Raw genomic sequence first — 15839 nt, 5'->3', positions numbered from 1 at the left:
CCTAAATTAACGTATGGCCACGATGTTTCGGCTCAAGGTCGAAAGGGCGGTTGCGTCTCCATGAGGCGCACGCTGATATCGCATGGTGCGGTTGTGATGCCCATGCGTAATGACCGCCTTATTCCCGGATGGAGTAATCGCATTCCGGTACCAGTCTGCGCCCGCGCACCGAACCGGTTGACGCGGCCTGTGAGAACGGCAGTCCTATGACAGCTCATCCCATTTTATCCTGGTCTCCTTCCGCAGTCGTTTTCGACTGCGACGGGACCCTGATGGACACGGAACGACACTGGCAGGAGGCTCGGAATGCCACATTCCGAGCGTTCGGCCTCAAACCGCCGGCGGGGTTCGCGGACCGGGCCAAGGGCGTCCATTTCACCGAGTGCGGGGCGCTCATGGCCGAGGAGACGGGGAAGCCGGACCTGGTGCACGACTTGACCGGGACGCTGCTCAGCACCTTCACCGCGCTGGTCGAGCAGGACCCCGTCACGATGCCCGGTGCTGCCGCACTGGTCCGGCTGGCTGCCGGCCGCCGTCCTCTCGCGGTAGCGAGCAACTGCCCCCGGGAGATGGTGGAGTCATGCCTCGGACGGGCGGGGCTCCTCGGTTGCTTCGACCATGTGGTGGTCGCCGGCGAGGAGGTGCGGCCGAAGCCGGAGCCCGACGTCTACAGCCTGGCAGCCCGACTCTGCGGCGTACCGCCCGGGGAGGCCCTGGCCGTGGAGGACTCGCTGACCGGAATGGAGTCGGCACGCCGGGCGGGTCTTCGTGTCATCGGAATCGGTCCGTGCCCGCCGGGCCCCGAGTCGGAACAGGCCGACCTGTGGGTCCCGAGCCTGGCCGACCGTGAGCTGGTGTCATGGGCCAGGAGTCGGCTCGGCGTCTAGAGCGGCCCGAGGAGGGAGGTGCGGGCCCGGCGTGCGGGTGCGGTCAGCCCGTTGGCAGATGAGGTGCCAGGGTGTGCACGGGCGCGGCGGCGGAGGAGAAGAAGAGGGCGATGCCCACCGCTCCGGGATCAGGGATGCCGGTCGCCCGTTCACCCAGGTAGCTCGCCCGGCCCATGCGCGCGGTCAGGGACGCTGTGTCCCGGACCCCCTGCCATGCGGCGTCCGCCGCCGCGGCCAAGGCCGCGGCGGGTGAGGCGCCTTGCGCCACCCGCAACGCGGCGGCGGCCGGAGCGAGTGCGTCGACCAGTGTCTTGTCCCCAGGTGAGGCATTGCCCACACGGCGGATGGCGGCCAGCCCCCTGGCCGTGCCATCGGCGAGCGCGGCCGTCGTCAGGCCGTAACCGGCGGCGGCCTTGCTCAACGCCTGGAACAACAGGCCGAACAGGGGGCCGCTGGTGCCCCCGATCTCGTCGAGGAAGGCATGGGCGACGGCCCCCAAGGCATCCGCGGGCCCGGCCGACGGTTCCATCCGGTCGAGGAGGGGACCGGCGGCTCGGACCCCGGCTGCGAGATTCGCTCCGAAGTCGCCGTCCCCCGTCCGCTGGTCGAGTGAGGTCAGCTCGGGCTCGGTGGCATACACCGATTCAGTGAAACCCTGGATCCAGAAGCGGGTCCGCACGCCGTCGAAAGCGGTGGGCGTCATGGTTTCGTCCTCCTGCGTCTGTCGAGACCTGTCCGGAGCCCGGCAGGTCTGCCGCTCACCACCGCAGTGCCGGAGTGCGGACCGGCGCATCGTAGAAATCCAGCACCGTCCGGTCGGCGACCATGAGGGTCAGGGAGAAGCCCCGCATGTCGAGGGCAGTGACGTAGTCGCCCACGAGGTGCCGGGCGAGCCGCACCCCCCGGGCGTCGAGAACCCGGCCGAGTTCCCCGAATATGCCGTACAGCTCGAGAGAGGTGACCGCGCCCAGACCGTTGACCAGGGCGACGACCGAGTCCTCGGGGCCGGGGCGCAACGCGTCCAGCAGCGCATCCGTCATCTCTTCGACCAGCGCACCCACGCGCACCTGGCTCCTGGTACGGCCCGCGCGCTCACCGTGGATTCCGACGCCGTACTCCAGTTCGCCGGGCGGCAGGGTGAAGGCCGGCTCGCCGTCGGCCGGCGCGTGGTGGGCGGCGGAAGCGGCTGCGAGTGTCCGGCACCGGCCTGCCAGCGTGGTGCCGAGATCCGTCAGCTCGGTGAGTCCCAACCCGCTGTCCGCGGCGCCGCCCAGAACTTTCTCCACCAGCACCGTGGCACCCGTGCCGCGCCGCCCGGCGGCCACCTCTTCGGAGTCGGAGGCGAGATCGTCGTCGACGAGGACCCGGCCGCAGGCGATACCCGCGTCTGACAGCCGCTCGGCGGCGATACCGAAGTTGATCCGGTCTCCGGTGTAGTTCTTGACCACGTGCAGGACGCCTTCCGGCCTGGCCACCGCGAGGGACGCCCGGTAGATCTGCCGGTTGTGCGGCGAGGCGAAGATTCTTCCGGGGCAGGCGGCGTCGAGCATGCCTGCCCCGACGTAGCCGATGTGCAGGGGCTCGTGTCCTGAGCCCCCGCCCGAGAGAAGGCCCACCAGCCGAGTGGGCGCGGTGTGCAGAGCCGTGACGTACCCGTCGGCGGCGTTGTACTTCACGATATCCGCGTGCGCGCGAGCGAAGCCGGACAGTGCGTCGGAGGCCAGTTCGCCGGCGCCGTTCTCGAAGTACCTGGGCATAAGTGGCACGCCTTTCGTCCCCGGCACGAGACCGGATGGGTCAGCCTCCGGACGAGAACTCCATGGTGCGGGTCACGATGTGCATACGGCAACTCGCTCGGAGTGCCCGCCGGGTGGTGCGGCGTGGGAGGCGTGCATCCCCGGACACATCGGAGCGGGCCGGTCCGGCCCCGCGGGACCGGTTGGCCGCGCGGCGTTCGCGTGCTCGCACCGCAACCCGGGCCGGGAGCCGGCCTGGTGATGACCAGCCCTTTGCATCTACAGCGCTGTAGAAGTCGAGGGGGGCGCCGGCCGGATGCCTGGACTCGAAGCGTTACGTCCGGACGTGTGGTTCAGGGGGCCCCGTCGGCGGTGTCCGGTTCGGGGTTCCAGTCCAGGAGTCTCACCTTCGCGACGGTGCGCACATGGCGCCGCATCGCCGCGGCGGCGGCCTTGCCGCGCCGCTCCTCGATCGCGTCGAGGATCGCCTGGTGCTGGGTCAGGGAGCGGCCGGGCCGCCGCGGCTGGCGCAGGGACTCGTGCCTGCTCTCGGTGATCTGGTCGGCGATCGACCGCATGAACTCGGCCAGCAGCGCGCTGTGGGCGGCAGCGGTCACCGCCGCGTGGAAGCGCCGGTCGCCCTCGATGCCATGACCGCCGTCGGCGATCTCCGCGGCCATGTGGGCGAGCGACGCCCGCAGTGCGGTCAGATCCTGCTCGGTGCGCCGCTCCGCCGCGAGTTCGGCCAGTTTGGTCTCCAGCGCCTCGCGCGCCTCCAGCACGTCGGGCAGTCTGCGCCGGCGCTCGACGAGCCGCTCGACGGGCTCGGCGTCCAGCCCGTCCCCGAGGAGGTAGGTGCCGCCTCCGTGCCGCACCTCGACGAGCCCCTGCACCTCGAGGACGACGATGGCCTGCTTCACCGAGGCCCGCGACACTCTCAGGCGCTGGGCGAGGTCGCGCTCAGGCGGAAGCCTGTCGCCGGCCATCAGGCCGCTCTCGGCGGCGAACGACCGCAGCCGGTCGAGCACTTGCTCGTACAGCCGCGTGCGCCCCATGGGCCGCAGTGCGTCGGACATCCCCTGCCCCTGTTCCGGAGGCCCCCGCGCCCTCCTGGCACCGGCAGCGTAGCAGCGCCGGGTGGTCCGGAGGCTGAACCAATTCCTGCGCACCCCCTTGACGGCTGCTGCCGCTCCCCGGACTCTGAGTGCCGTCAACAGGCGAAGTGGCTCATCCACCAGACCAATGAGGGTCGGCCCAGGACAGGAGCCCGCAATGTCCGCGGAACTCATCTCTATCCTCGTACTCGTGGTGGTCTTCGTGATCGCCACCACCCGCTCGATCAACATGGGCGCGCTGGCCTTCGCGGCCGCCTTCGTGGTGGGGGAGCTGGTCGCCGACCTGGACGCGGACGGCATCTTCGCCGGCTTCCCCGGAGACCTTTTCGTCGTCCTGGTCGGGGTCACCTATCTGTTCGCGATCGCCCGGGCCAACGGCACCACGGACTGGCTGGTGCACGCCTCCATACGCATGGTCGGCGGACGCATCGCCCTGATCCCCTGGGTGATGTTCGTGATCACCGGGGCGCTGACGGCGATCGGCGCGGTCAGCCCCGCCGCGGTGGCGATCGTCGCGCCGATCGCCCTGAGCTTCGCCGCCCGTTACGGCATCAGCCCGCTCCTGATGGGCGCGATGGTGGTGCACGGGGCGCAGGGCGGCGGTTTCTCCCCGATCAGCATCTACGGCTCGATCGTGAACGGCATCGTGGAGCGCGAAAACCTGCCGGGCAACGAGATCGCCCTGTTCCTCGCCTCGCTGGCGGCCAACCTGGTCATCGCCGGTGTGGTGTTCGTGCTCTTCGGCGGCCTGAAACTCCCCCGGCGCGGCGCCACGGACAGCGACGGGTCACCCGGGCCCCCCGCCGACGAGGAGACCACCCGGCTCGACGCGCCCAGGGCGGCCACCCTCCTCGCGCTGATCGCCCTGGTCGTCGCCGTGCTCGGCTTCGATCTGGACGCGGGCCTGACCGCCATCACACTCGCCGTGCTGATCAGCGCCGCGTGGCCGGACACCAGCCGCAAGGCGGTCGGCGCGATCGCCTGGCCCACCGTGCTGCTCATCTGCGGCGTCCTGACCTACGTCGGCGTGCTCGAGGAGATGGGCACCATCACGTGGGCCGGGGAGGGTGTCGGAGGCATCGGAGTACCGCTGCTCGCGGCGCTGTTGCTGTGCTACATCGGCGCGATCGTCTCGGCGTTCGCCTCCTCGGTCGGCATCATGGGCGCGCTGATCCCGCTGGCCGTGCCGTTCCTCGCACAGGGTGAGATCGGGGCGGTCGGCATGATCGCGGCGCTGGCCGTGTCGGCGACCGTGGTGGACGTCAGCCCCTTCTCGACCAATGGTGCACTCGTCCTCGCCGCGGCGCCGGACGTCGACCGGGACCGCTTCTTCAGACAGCTGATGGTCTACGGGGGTGTCGTCGTCGCAGTGGTACCCGCCGCGGCGTGGCTCGTCCTGGTGGTGCCGGGATTCGGATGACTCCCGGGGGACCGCCGCCCGCGGCCCTCTCCTTCCCGCCGTTCCGTCGATCGGAGTACGACGCGTGAATGCCCCCACGGCACTGTTCCCCGCACTCGCCGAGCGCAGTTCCCGGCCCGCCCTGCGGTTCGGGGACCGCACCCTCTCGTACGAGGAACTCGCGGCGTCGGCCGGCTCCCTCGCCGCGGCCCTGGGCGCGGCCCACCGGGTCGCCGTCTGGGCGACGCCGACCCTGGAGACCGCCGTCGGTGTGGTGGCGGCCCTCCTCGCCGGAGTGCCGGCGGTGCCGCTCAATCCGCGGACCGGCGAGCGGGAGCTGGCGCACATCGTGGCCGACAGCGCGCCGTCGCTGGTCCTGGCCGCAGCGGACGACGCACTCCCCGCCGCCCTGGACGGACTGCCCCGCCGGAACATCGACGCGCACGGGGGGCCGGTGGGAGCGCTGCCCGCCGAACCCGGCCCGGGCCATCCCGCCCTGATCGTCTACACCTCCGGCACCACCGGCCCGCCCAAGGGCGCCGTCCTGCCGCGCCGGGCCCTGACCAGCACGCTGGACGCCCTCCGGGACGCCTGGGGGTGGGACGCCGAGGACGTACTGGTCCACGCGCTGCCGCTCTTCCACGTGCACGGGCTCATCCTCGGCATCCTCGGGCCCCTGCGGCGCGGGGGATCGGTGCACCACCTCGGGCGGTTCAGCACCGAGGGCGTCACACGGGCGCTCGACGCCGGGGCCACGATGCTGTTCGGGGTCCCGACCATGTACCACCGCATCGCCGAGGTCCTCTCCGTGGCGCCGGGTGACCCCGCGCTCGCCCGGGCGCTGTCCGGTGCGCGCCTGCTGGTGTCGGGATCGGCGGCGCTTCCGGCGCGTGACCACGAGCGGATCGCGCAGGCGACGGGCCGGACCGTCATCGAGCGCTACGGGATGACGGAGACCCTGATGAACACCAGCGTGCGCGCGGACGGCGAGCCTCGGGCCGGAACCGTCGGAGTGCCTCTGCGCGGGGTCGAGTTGAGGGTCGTCGACGAGGAGGGCGCACCGGCCGGTACGGGCCCGGACGTCGTGGGCGAGATCCAGGTGCGGGGCCCGAACCTCTTCACGGAGTACCTCAACCGGCCCGAAGCCACCACCGAGGCGTTCACCACGGACGGGTGGTTCCGCACGGGGGACATGGCGGTGCTCGATCCGGACGGCTACGTCCGCATCGTCGGCCGCAAGGCGACCGACCTCATCAAGAGCGGCGGCTACAAGATCGGCGCGGGCGAGATCGAGAACGCGCTGATGGAGTACGCCGGCGTGAGGGACGCGGCTGTGACGGGCGAGCCGGACGCCGACCTCGGCGAGCGGATCGTGGCGTGGATCGTACCGGAGGACCCCCGACACCGCCCCGGCCTGGCCGAGCTGGCCGGTCACGTCGCCGCTCAGCTCGCCCCGCACAAGCGTCCGCGGGCCGTGCGCTACCTGTCCGAGCTGCCCCGTAACGACCTCGGCAAGATCATGAAGCGGGCTCTTCGGGCGTGAGGCTCCGGCCCGGACGGGCGCAGACGCACGGGCCCCCGGACCTCCCGCCTGAGCGCGGCCGGAGGACACCGGCACACCACCCCCCCTTCCTGACTCCTTCACGGAAAGGCAAGCCGTTGATCCAGCCCTTCCTCGCCCGAGCCCGAGCCCGAGCCCGAGACCGCCGCCTCCGGGCCACGCAGGGCAGACGTACCTCGATCGCGTTGGCCGCCGGCGCGTTGGCCGCGGCGCTCGCCGTCTCCGCACCGACCACGAACGCCGCGGGTGACACCGCGTCCGGGCAACCGGCCGGCTCGCGTGGCTGGTTCACGTCCTGGTCGAACTCGCAGCACGACCTCGCCCCCACGCCCTTGCGTGACCAGACCGTCCGCATGATCAGCCACCTCAGCCAGGGGGGCGACGCGCTCCGCATCCGGATCCAGAACACCTTCGGTACGACCCCCCTCACGGTGGACGCCGCCACCGTGGGACTCACGGACGGCAGGAGCGCTGCCACGCGAGGGCGCCCCCGGCCCGTCACCTTCGACGGCCGGCCGGACGCGGTCATCCCCGCCGGCGGCGAGCTCTGGAGTGACGCCACGACCCTGACGACCCGCGCCCAGACGGACGTCGCGGTCTCCCTGTCCGTCTCCGGCACCGTCCTCCCCGGCCGGCACGGGACCGCGTTCCGTACCAACTACCTGACCGCTCCCGGCACCGGGGACCACACCCGCGACACGAGTCCCGCCGCCTACACGGAGACGACCGAGTCGACCTACCTGGTCACCGCCGTGGACGTGCACAACCCGCGCCTGAAGGGCAGCCTCGTCGCCTACGGCAGCTCCGTGGTCGACGGGGTCGGATCCACCGACTGCGGCCCCGGCTGCACACAATTCGGCGCCGACCGCCGGTGGACCGACGACCTCGCACGGCGGATCACCACGGAGCTGCCCCCCACGGGCCGGCTCGCGGTGGCGAACGCCGGCGTGAACGGCACCACCAGCGCCCCCGACTGCCCGAAGCTCGCCGAGACCGTGCGCGGTCTGGACGCCGGGGCGCGCCTGCAGAGGGACGTCCTGGCCCTCCACGGAGTCACCGGGGTCCTCTACTACTACGGCACCAACGACCTGCCCGCCGGATGCGACGCCGGGCAGGTGCTGGCGAGCTACCGCGACACCTTCCGCCGGCTGCACGAGGCCGGCATCAAGGTGTACGTCACTCCGGTGACCCCCCGCCCCGGCTACACCGACGAGCAGAACAGGGTCCGTCACACCGTCAACTCGTACGTTCTGAACAGGAACGACTGCAGTGGCACCTGCGACGGCATCATGGGCTTCGACCAGGTCCTCAAGGATCCGGTGAAGCCGAACGCCATCAACCCGCCCTACGACACCGGCGACGGTGTCCACGTGAACATCTCCGGGCAGGAGGCCCTGGCCGGCACGCTCTCGCTGCCGATGCTCGCCTCCTCGGCACGTCGGTGACTCCCGTCCAGGTGTGGGCTCCCCGCAGGTCCGGGGATTAGGTTGTCGGGAGACTCTCCGGGCAGCCGGACTCGTGATGGGGGCGAGCATGACCATGCACAAGGGAACCAATGTCGCGGTGCCGGCCCGGACCGTACGGGTCGAACTGGGCCGGCGCACGTCACCCGGGACACCGGACGTGGACGCCTCGGCACTCCTTCTGGTGGCGGGCAAGGTACGCAGCGACGCGGACTTCGTCTTCTACAACCAGCCGGAGCACGCGTCCGGAGCGGTGCGCCACGAAGGCAAACAGACGTCAGCGGGCGCCGTCACGGAAAGCCTCACCGTGGATTTCTCGCGCATGGAGCCGGCGGTCGACCGTGTCGTGATCGCGGCCTCGGCGGACGGCGGCACGTTCGGACGGGTGACCGGCCTCTACGTGCGGATCGTGAACCCGGCCGACGGCTCCGAGATCGCGCGCTTCGAGAGCGCGGACGCGACCGTCGAGACCGCGTTCATCCTCGGCGAGCTCTACCTGCGCCAGGGGGCCTGGAAGTTCAGGGCCGTAGGACAGGGATACGACACCGGACTCGCCGGCCTCGCGACGGACTTCGGTATCTCCGTCGACGAACCGCAGCAGGCGCCCTCGCCCCGGCAGCCGCAGAGGGCTCCCGAGCCGCCCGCCCGTCCTGCCGCCCCCACTCCGCCGGCCGCCCCGCCAGCTGTGCGGCTGACCAAGGTCACGCTGACCAAAGAAGCCCCCAGGGTGTCGCTGTCGAAACAGGGCGGCACCTCCGGAGCGCTGCGCGTCAATCTCAACTGGGAAGTGCGCAAGCAGTTCAAGGGCTGGGGCGCGAAACTCGGCAGGGCCGTCGCCATGCACGCGGACCTGGACCTCGATCTCTGCGCACTGTACGAGCTCACGGACGGCAGCAAGGGAGTCGTGCAGGCACTGGGAAACGCCTTCGGCTCCCTCCGGCAGCCGCCCTACATCCTCCTGGACGGGGACGACCGTACGGGCGCGGTCTCGTCCGGCGAGAACCTCACGGTCAACCTCGACCACAAGGACCGGCTGCGCCGCGTCCTGATCTTCGTCACGATCTACGAAGGCGCCCGGAGCTTCGCCGACCTGCACGCCACGGTCACGCTCCAGCCGCAGAACGGCGCGGCGATCGACTTCTCCCTCGACGAATGCACCGTGCCCTCCACGGTGTGCGCCCTCGCGCTGATCACCAGCGACGGGGGAGACCTCACCGTGCAGCGCGAGGCCCGCTACCTCGTCCCCCAGCGCGGCGTCAGCCCCCAGCGGACCATCGACGCCGCCTACGGGTGGGGCATGAACTGGACACCCGGGCGCAAGTGACCCGCCCCGGTGCCGGGCTCAGGGTTCCGGTGCGGCCTCGGGGCGGGCGTACGTACGCCCCTTCCAGGCCGCACCGAGCCCCCGGTAGTGCCGCACCGCGGAGTCCACCGTCATCAGGAGATAGAGGACCGCGGTGAAGGGCAGCAGCGGTGCCAGCCACAGCGACTGCCGGTAGTACCCGAGCATGGGCATGTAGGTCCCCGCCATCACCGCCCAGGCCGCCCCGCCCGCCGCCGCTGCCACTGGATCGCCTGTCAGCAGCCCCGCCGCCAGGGTGACGGGCGGCGCGACATAGACCAGACCCAGACCGAGGACCGTGCCCGCCAGCAGCGCGGGGCTGTGCCGCAGCTGCGCGTACGCACTGCGCGCGACCATGCGCCACAGGTCCGCCAGCCGGGGACAGGGCCGCACGCTGTCCACCCGGTCGGCGAGCCCCAGCCAGATGCGGCCCCCGCTGCGGCGCACGGCACGCGCCAGCGACACATCGTCGATCACCGCCGAACGGATGGACTCCGGGATCCGCGCCCGCTCGACGGCTCCGGCCCGCAGCAGGACGCAGCCGCCCGCCGCCGCGGCCGTCCGTGACCCCTTGCCGTTCACCCGGCGGAACGGGTACAGCTGCCCGAAGAAGTAGACGAAGGCCGGCACGACCAGCCGCTCCCAGGTGCTCGTCACCCGCAGCCTGGCCATCTGCGAGACCAGGTCGAAACCGTCCTCGCTCCCGGCCGCGGCGACGAGCTCCCGCAGGCTGTCCGGTTCATGGGCGATGTCGGCGTCCGTCAGGAGCAGGAACTCGGGCTTCCGCCGCCGGGCCAGTTCCATTCCGTGCCGCAGGGCCCAGAGCTTGCCCGTCCACCCCGGTTCCGGCTCACCGGGCGTCACCACGGTCAGCGGCAGCCCGCCGTACCGCTCGGACAGCGCCCGGGCGACCCCGCCCGTGCCGTCACCGCTGCAGTCGTCGACCAGGAAGACCTCCGCTTCACCCGGATAGTCCTGGGCGAGCAGCGACGGCAGACTCATCGGCAGGACCTCGGCCTCGTCCCTCGCGGGGACGACCACAGCCACCGAGGGCCAGCGCGCCGGGTCCCCGCGCGACGGCAGCCGCTGGTCGGTCCGCCAGAAGAAGCCCTGGCCGAGCAACAGCCACATCCACACGATCAGCGAACCCACGGCGGTCCAGGCAACGGCGCTCATCCGTCGAAGTGTGCCCCACTCCGGCGGTGCCGCAAGGGCTGTCGACTATGGTGACCGGGTGAAGATCGCACTCATGGACTCGGGGATCGGCCTGCTCGCGGCAGCGGCCGCGGTACGCCGGCTGCGGCCCGACGCCGATCTGGTGGTGTCGTCGGATCCCGGGTCGATGCCCTGGGGGCCCCGTACGCCCGAGGACGTGACCCGGCGCGCGCTCGCCGTGGCCCGCGCGGCGGCGGCCCACCGGCCGGACGCCCTGATCGTCGCGTGCAACACCGCCTCCGTCCACGCCCTGCCGGCCCTGCGGGCCGAACTGGAGCCCGGGCTGCCGGTCATCGGCACGGTGCCCGCGATCAAGCCGGCCGCCGCGGGCGGTGGGCCCTTCGCGATCTGGGCCACACCGGCGACCACCGGGAGCCCCTACCAGCGTGGGCTGATCAACGAATTCGCCCGCTCCGTGGACGTGACCGAAGTGCCCTGCCCGGGTCTCGCCGACGCGGTGGAGCACGCGGACGAGGAGGCGATCGACCGTGCGGTGGCCGCTGCCGCCGCCCTCACCCCGGCCGGGGTGACGGACATCGTCCTGGGCTGCACCCACTACGAACTGGTGGCCGAACGCATTCGTGCCGCCGTCGAGAGCAACCGGCCCGGCCGCGCCCCCCTCGTGCTCCACGGCTCCGCCGACGCGGTGGCCGCGCAGGCGCTCCGCCGTGTCGGGGCGGTGCCCGCCCCGTCGGCCGAACCGGTCGGCACTCTCGCCGTCCTCCTCGCCGGACACGCGGCCGACCTGCCCGAACCCGCTCTGGCCTACGCCGAGGGCCTGCTGCTCAAGGCCGTGACCCCCGCGCTCTGAGCGCCCCGCCCGACGCACACCCCACCCCGCGGCGCGGAACGTGGGTACGCTGCTTGACATGACGGACCACCCCGGTAACACGCGGCACGGTTCGAGCCAGGCCCCGAGCACGGTCTGGACGGGACGGGCCACCAATCGCTTCCAGTGGCTGCTCGCGGCCATCGGCGCGGCATGTCTGGCGCTCGGCATCGAACTCGCGGTCGACTCGGCCTGGCACGGCGGGTTCGCCCCGCTGCTCATGTCCGTCATCGGCTGCGTCGCCGCGGGGCTCCTGATCCTGTTCGGGACGCTCGCCTTCGTCCACGTGGCCGTGAAGGTCGACGGCGACGCCCTCGAGGTGCGCTGCGGCCACGCCGGACTGCCCAGGCGCCGGATCCTCCTCACCCAGGTGGTGGGCGCGGACTTCGTCCCGCGGGTCACCCCGCGCCAGTGGGGCGGCTGGGGCTACCGCTGGCGCCCCGAGCAGGGCACGGCCGTGGTCGTGCGCCGGGGGGAAGCGCTGGTGCTCCGGCTGGGGGACGGCATGACCTTCACCGTCACGGTGGACGACGCGGAGGCCGCCGTACGTTTCATCCGGGACCGCCTGCATCTGACGGCTTCCGGAAAGCCCCCCGGGAGCTGAGCCCGGCCGGGACCCGGGACGGCAGGAGCGGCTGCCGCCCTCACAGCCGCCCACCGTAGACTCCGGCAGGTGAGCGCCACCATCACCACCGCCGAACCGCCGCCCGCCCCCGTGTCCCGCAGCAGGAAGCTGTGGCCGCGGCTCGTCCGGCCCGCCGCCGCCGTGCTGTCCGGTGTGCTGCTCTACGCGAGCTTCCCGCCCCGGCCGCTCTGGTGGCTGGTGCTGCCCGGTTTCGCCCTGCTCGGATGGGTCCTGACCGCACGGCGGCTGCGCGCGGCACTGGGCCTCGGCCTCCTCGCGGGCCTCGGCTTCATGCTGCCCCTGCTGCACTGGACGGGGGAGGAGGTCGGCCCCGTACCCTGGCTGGCGCTCGCACTGGCGGAGGCCCTGTTCATCGCCGTCGGCTGCGTCGGGATCGCCGCGGTCTCCCGGCTCCCGTACTGGCCCGTCTGGGCAGCGGGCGTATGGACCCTGGACGAGGCGCTCCGCGCCCGTGTCCCCTTCGGCGGCTTCCCCTGGGGCAAGATCGCCTTCGGCCAGGCCGACAGCGCTTTCCTGCCGCTCGCCGCGCTGGGCGGGACCCCCCTGCTCACGTTCGCCGTCGTACTGTGCGGCTTCGGGCTCCTGGAGGCCGTGCGCCAGGTCCGCCGCTACCGGGCCGACGGCACGGTGGCCCGCTCCGCCGTCGTCGCCGCGGCCGTCACCGTGGCCGCCCCCGTCGCCGCCGCCCTGGCGGCCCTCCCGCTCGTGGACGACTCGCCCGAGGACGGCACCGCCACCGTCGCGGCGGTCCAGGGCAACGTGCCGCGCCTGGGGCTCGACTTCAACTCCCAGCGCCGGGCCGTCCTGGACAACCACGCGGAACGCACGGAACAGCTCGCGCGGGACGTGAAGGCGGGCAAGGTGCCCCGGCCGGACTTCGTGCTGTGGCCGGAGAACTCGTCCGACCTCGACCCCTACCGCAACGCCGACGCCCGCGAGGCCATCGACCGGGCCGTGCGCGCCATCGGCGCCCCCACCGTCATCGGCGCCGTCCTCACCCCGGACACCGGACCGCTCCGCAACACCCTGATCGAGTGGGACCCGGAGAGCGGACCGGTGGACACCTACGACAAGCGGCACATCCAGCCGTTCGGCGAGTACATGCCGATGAGGTCGGTGGCACGGATCTTCAGCAAGGACGTCGACCGGGTGCAGCGGGACTTCGGCCCCGGCAGCGAGGTCGGCGTGTTCGACCTGGCGGGCACGAAGGTCGGGCTCGTGACCTGTTACGAGGCCGCGTTCGACGACGCCGTACGCGACACCGTCAAGGACGGCGGACAGCTGATCGCCGTACCGAGCAACAACGCGACCTTCGGGCGCAGCGAGATGACCTACCAGCAGCTGGCGATGAGCCAGGTGCGGGCGGTCGAGCACGGGCGGTCCGTCGTCGTGCCCGTCACCAGCGGCGTCAGCGCGGTGATCCGGCCGGACGGCACGATCGTGGAGAAGACGGAGATGTTCACCCCGGACGCCCTGGTCGACGAGGTGCCGCTGCGGTCCTCACTCACCCCCGCGACCCGTCTGGGGGACCTGCCCGAAGCCGTCCTGGCGCTGCTCGCCGTCGTCGGTCTCGGCTGGGCGACCGCCCGTTCGGTGCGCGCGAGGAAGCGGCGGCAGGACCGGTCGGCCGGGCCCGAGGACGTTCCGGCCGCCACGTAGGCTCGGCCGCATGGCTACTCCAGACTTCATCCGCGACATCCGCGCCACCGCCGGCCACCAGCTGCTCCTGCTGCCGGGAGTCACCGCCGTCGTCTTCGACGACCAGGGCCGGGTGCTGCTCGGCCGGCGGTCGGACACCGGCAAGTGGTCGGTCATCGGCGGGATCGGCGAGCCGGGCGAGGAGCCGGCGGCGACCGCGGAGCGCGAGGTGTACGAGGAGACGGCGGTGCGCTGCGTCGCGGAGCGGGTGGTGCTCACCCAGGCGCTGAAGCCGGTGCAGTACGCCAACGGCGACCGTTGTCAGTATGTCGACATCACCTTCCGGTGCCGGGCCACCGGCGGTGAGGCACGGGTGAACGACGACGAGTCGCTGGAGGTCGCGTGGTTCGATGTCGACGCGCTGCCGCCGCTGAGCGAGTTCTCCCTCTTCCGGATCAAGCAGTCGCTCACGGACGGCCCCACCTGGTTCGAGCGGACTCCCGGGGACTGACGGGCCCGGCTCCCCGGCGCACGGCGGAGACGGGCCCTTGGGCGCGGCCGGTTCAGACGCTACGGGCGTCGGCCGCCGGCGTCGCGGTGTCCGCGGCCCGCCGGGCGGCGTCCGGCTCGATGTCGGCGAGGTCCCGGCTCCTGGTCTCCTTCGCGCAGACGATCGCCAGCACGGTGAGGAGCGCGGCGGCGATGACGTACAACGAGATCGGCGTCGAGCTCCCGAAGTCGGCGAGCAGGGCCGTGGCGATGAGGGGCGCGGGGGCGCCCGCGGCGACCGACGAGAACTGGGCGCCGATCGACGCGCCCGAATAGCGCATCCGCGTCGCGAACATCTCGGCGAAGAAGGCCGCCTGCGGGGCGTACATCGCGCCGTGGAAGATCAGTCCGACGGTCACGGCCAGCAGCAGACTCCCGAAACTCCTGCTGTCGATCAGCGCGAAGAACGGGAACATCCAGAGCCCCACACCGATGGCGCCGACCAGATAGACCGGCCTTCGCCCCACCCGGTCGGACAGTGCCCCCCACAGCGGGATCACCGCGAAGTGCACGGCGGACGCGACGAGTACGGCGTTGAGCGCCGTCTGTTTGCTCAGGTCCGCGGACGTCGTCGCGTACACCAGGATGAACGCGGTGATCACGTAGTAGCTGATGTTCTCCGCCATCCGCGCGCCCATGGCGATCAGCACATCGCGCCAGTGATGCCGCAGGACCGCGACCAGAGGCATCTTCTCGGCGGGTGCGGCCGTCGCCTTGCGCTGCTCGGCCTGGGCCAGGGCCGCCTTGAAGACGGGCGATTCGTCGACGGAGAGACGAATCCACAGACCCAGGATCACGAGCACCCCGGAGAGGAGGAAGGGTATCCGCCAGCCCCACGCCTCGAAGGCGGACTCGGACATGAGCGCCGTGAGGGCGGAGAGCACCCCGGTCGCGAGCAACTGCCCTGCGGGCGCGCCCGTCTGGGGCCACGAAGCCCAGAACCCGCGCCGTTTCGCGTCGCCGTGCTCCGACACGAGCAGCACGGCCCCGCCCCACTCGCCGCCGAGGGCGAACCCCTGCACCAGCCGCAGGACGGTGAGCAGGACGGGGGCGGCGGAGCCGATGGTGGCGTGCGTCGGCAGGAGGCCTATCGCGAATGTCGCGCCGCCCATCATCAGCAGGCTCAGCACCAGCAGCTTCTTGCGCCCGAGCCGGTCGCCGTAGTGACCGAACACCAGGGCGCCGATGGGGCGCGCGGCGAAGCCCACGGCGTAGGTGAGGAAGGAGAGGAGAGTACCGACGAGCGGGTCGGACCCGGGGAAGAACAGCTTGTTGAAGACCAGTGCGGCGGCGGAGCCGTAGAGGAAGAAGTCGTACCACTCCACCGTGGTCCCGACGAGGCTCGCGGCGACGACGCGGCGGAGGTTCGACGGCGGTGGGGGAGCGGTTGTCGGTGCTGCCATGGATACCACTTCCGGACAGTTGGCGGGGACGTTTCCGTGTCGCCATACCGTAGGAA

The 15839-nt window shown here is 71.9% G+C and carries 14 protein-coding genes; 9 read left to right on the top strand and 5 right to left on the bottom strand.

The window, feature by feature from the left end; genetic code table 11:
• Positions 1-206 precede the first annotated feature (206 nt).
• A complete protein-coding gene (locus tag ACZ32T_RS24195) occupies positions 207-887 on the top strand; it encodes an HAD family hydrolase (protein ID WP_467368935.1) in 681 nt (226 codons plus the stop codon).
• A gap of 43 nt (positions 888-930) precedes the next feature.
• Here ACZ32T_RS24195 and dhaL read toward each other — a convergent pair whose 3' ends face one another.
• The 3 genes from dhaL to ACZ32T_RS24180 form a co-directional block, all read right to left on the bottom strand.
• Positions 931-1590: a dihydroxyacetone kinase subunit DhaL gene (gene dhaL, locus ACZ32T_RS24190; protein WP_467265488.1), complete on the bottom strand. Its 660-nt coding sequence runs from the start codon at positions 1588-1590 to the stop codon at positions 931-933.
• A gap of 55 nt (positions 1591-1645) precedes the next feature.
• A complete protein-coding gene (locus tag ACZ32T_RS24185; RefSeq protein WP_467368933.1) occupies positions 1646-2644 on the bottom strand; it encodes a dihydroxyacetone kinase subunit DhaK in 999 nt (332 codons plus the stop codon).
• Between the two features lie 332 nt (positions 2645-2976).
• The gene (locus ACZ32T_RS24180; protein WP_467265492.1) at positions 2977-3699 is read right to left on the bottom strand and encodes a FadR/GntR family transcriptional regulator; all 723 of its coding nucleotides are present in this window, start codon (positions 3697-3699) and stop codon (positions 2977-2979) included.
• 196 nt (positions 3700-3895) lie between these two features.
• Here ACZ32T_RS24180 and ACZ32T_RS24175 point away from each other — a divergent pair, with 196 nt between their 5' ends.
• From ACZ32T_RS24175 to ACZ32T_RS24160, 4 genes are all read left to right on the top strand, one after another.
• The gene (locus ACZ32T_RS24175) at positions 3896-5158 is read left to right on the top strand and encodes an SLC13 family permease (protein ID WP_467368931.1); all 1263 of its coding nucleotides are present in this window, start codon (positions 3896-3898) and stop codon (positions 5156-5158) included.
• Between the two features lie 64 nt (positions 5159-5222).
• The gene (locus ACZ32T_RS24170) at positions 5223-6680 is read left to right on the top strand and encodes an acyl-CoA synthetase (protein ID WP_467368929.1); all 1458 of its coding nucleotides are present in this window, start codon (positions 5223-5225) and stop codon (positions 6678-6680) included.
• A gap of 203 nt (positions 6681-6883) precedes the next feature.
• The gene (locus ACZ32T_RS24165; RefSeq protein WP_467368927.1) at positions 6884-8143 is read left to right on the top strand and encodes a GDSL-type esterase/lipase family protein; all 1260 of its coding nucleotides are present in this window, start codon (positions 6884-6886) and stop codon (positions 8141-8143) included.
• A gap of 76 nt (positions 8144-8219) precedes the next feature.
• Positions 8220-9485 (top strand): TerD family protein, encoded by a 1266-nt coding sequence (locus ACZ32T_RS24160; RefSeq protein ID WP_467265500.1) that lies wholly within the window; start codon positions 8220-8222, stop codon positions 9483-9485.
• A gap of 18 nt (positions 9486-9503) precedes the next feature.
• On the opposite strand, the gene ACZ32T_RS24155 is transcribed toward ACZ32T_RS24160, so the two are convergent.
• Complete coding sequence (locus ACZ32T_RS24155) at positions 9504-10679, bottom strand: glycosyltransferase (RefSeq protein ID WP_467368925.1); 1176 nt, start codon at positions 10677-10679, stop codon at positions 9504-9506.
• 58 nt (positions 10680-10737) lie between these two features.
• On the opposite strand from ACZ32T_RS24155, the gene ACZ32T_RS24150 reads away from it, so the two are divergent.
• The 4 genes from ACZ32T_RS24150 (at position 10738) to ACZ32T_RS24135 (ending at position 14342) form a co-directional block, all read left to right on the top strand.
• The gene (locus tag ACZ32T_RS24150; RefSeq protein ID WP_467265504.1) at positions 10738-11529 is read left to right on the top strand and encodes a glutamate racemase; all 792 of its coding nucleotides are present in this window, start codon (positions 10738-10740) and stop codon (positions 11527-11529) included.
• Positions 11530-11587: 58 nt separating this feature from the next.
• On the top strand, positions 11588-12151 hold the full coding sequence (locus ACZ32T_RS24145) for a hypothetical protein (RefSeq protein ID WP_467265506.1): 564 nt from the start codon (positions 11588-11590) through the stop codon (positions 12149-12151).
• Between the two features lie 69 nt (positions 12152-12220).
• Positions 12221-13852, top strand: coding sequence for an apolipoprotein N-acyltransferase (gene lnt, locus ACZ32T_RS24140; RefSeq protein WP_467368923.1), 1632 nt, complete (start codon positions 12221-12223; stop codon positions 13850-13852).
• Positions 13853-13862: 10 nt separating this feature from the next.
• Positions 13863-14342 (top strand): NUDIX hydrolase, encoded by a 480-nt coding sequence (locus ACZ32T_RS24135; protein ID WP_467265510.1) that lies wholly within the window; start codon positions 13863-13865, stop codon positions 14340-14342.
• Positions 14343-14394: 52 nt separating this feature from the next.
• Here the strand turns inward: ACZ32T_RS24135 and ACZ32T_RS24130 are convergent, their stop codons facing one another.
• Positions 14395-15783, bottom strand: coding sequence for an MFS transporter (locus tag ACZ32T_RS24130; RefSeq protein WP_467265512.1), 1389 nt, complete (start codon positions 15781-15783; stop codon positions 14395-14397).
• Positions 15784-15839 lie beyond the last annotated feature (56 nt).

It is taken from the genome of Streptomyces sp. NPDC023573 (genome assembly GCF_055559735.1).
This window is presented reverse-complemented; position numbering and strand designations above follow the sequence as displayed.

Coding starts and splice junctions, on each gene's coding strand:
- dhaL (WP_467265488.1), bottom strand. CDS start 1,590: ATGACGCCCACCGCTTTCGACGGCGTGCGGACCCGCTTCTGGATCCAG.
- ACZ32T_RS24145 (WP_467265506.1), top strand. CDS start 11,588: ATGACGGACCACCCCGGTAACACGCGGCACGGTTCGAGCCAGGCCCCG.
- ACZ32T_RS24175 (WP_467368931.1), top strand. CDS start 3,896: ATGTCCGCGGAACTCATCTCTATCCTCGTACTCGTGGTGGTCTTCGTG.
- ACZ32T_RS24160 (WP_467265500.1), top strand. CDS start 8,220: ATGGGGGCGAGCATGACCATGCACAAGGGAACCAATGTCGCGGTGCCG.
- ACZ32T_RS24130 (WP_467265512.1), bottom strand. CDS start 15,783: ATGGCAGCACCGACAACCGCTCCCCCACCGCCGTCGAACCTCCGCCGC.
- ACZ32T_RS24185 (WP_467368933.1), bottom strand. CDS start 2,644: ATGCCCAGGTACTTCGAGAACGGCGCCGGCGAACTGGCCTCCGACGCA.
- ACZ32T_RS24135 (WP_467265510.1), top strand. CDS start 13,863: ATGGCTACTCCAGACTTCATCCGCGACATCCGCGCCACCGCCGGCCAC.
- ACZ32T_RS24195 (WP_467368935.1), top strand. CDS start 207: ATGACAGCTCATCCCATTTTATCCTGGTCTCCTTCCGCAGTCGTTTTC.
- ACZ32T_RS24180 (WP_467265492.1), bottom strand. CDS start 3,699: ATGTCCGACGCACTGCGGCCCATGGGGCGCACGCGGCTGTACGAGCAA.
- ACZ32T_RS24155 (WP_467368925.1), bottom strand. CDS start 10,679: ATGAGCGCCGTTGCCTGGACCGCCGTGGGTTCGCTGATCGTGTGGATG.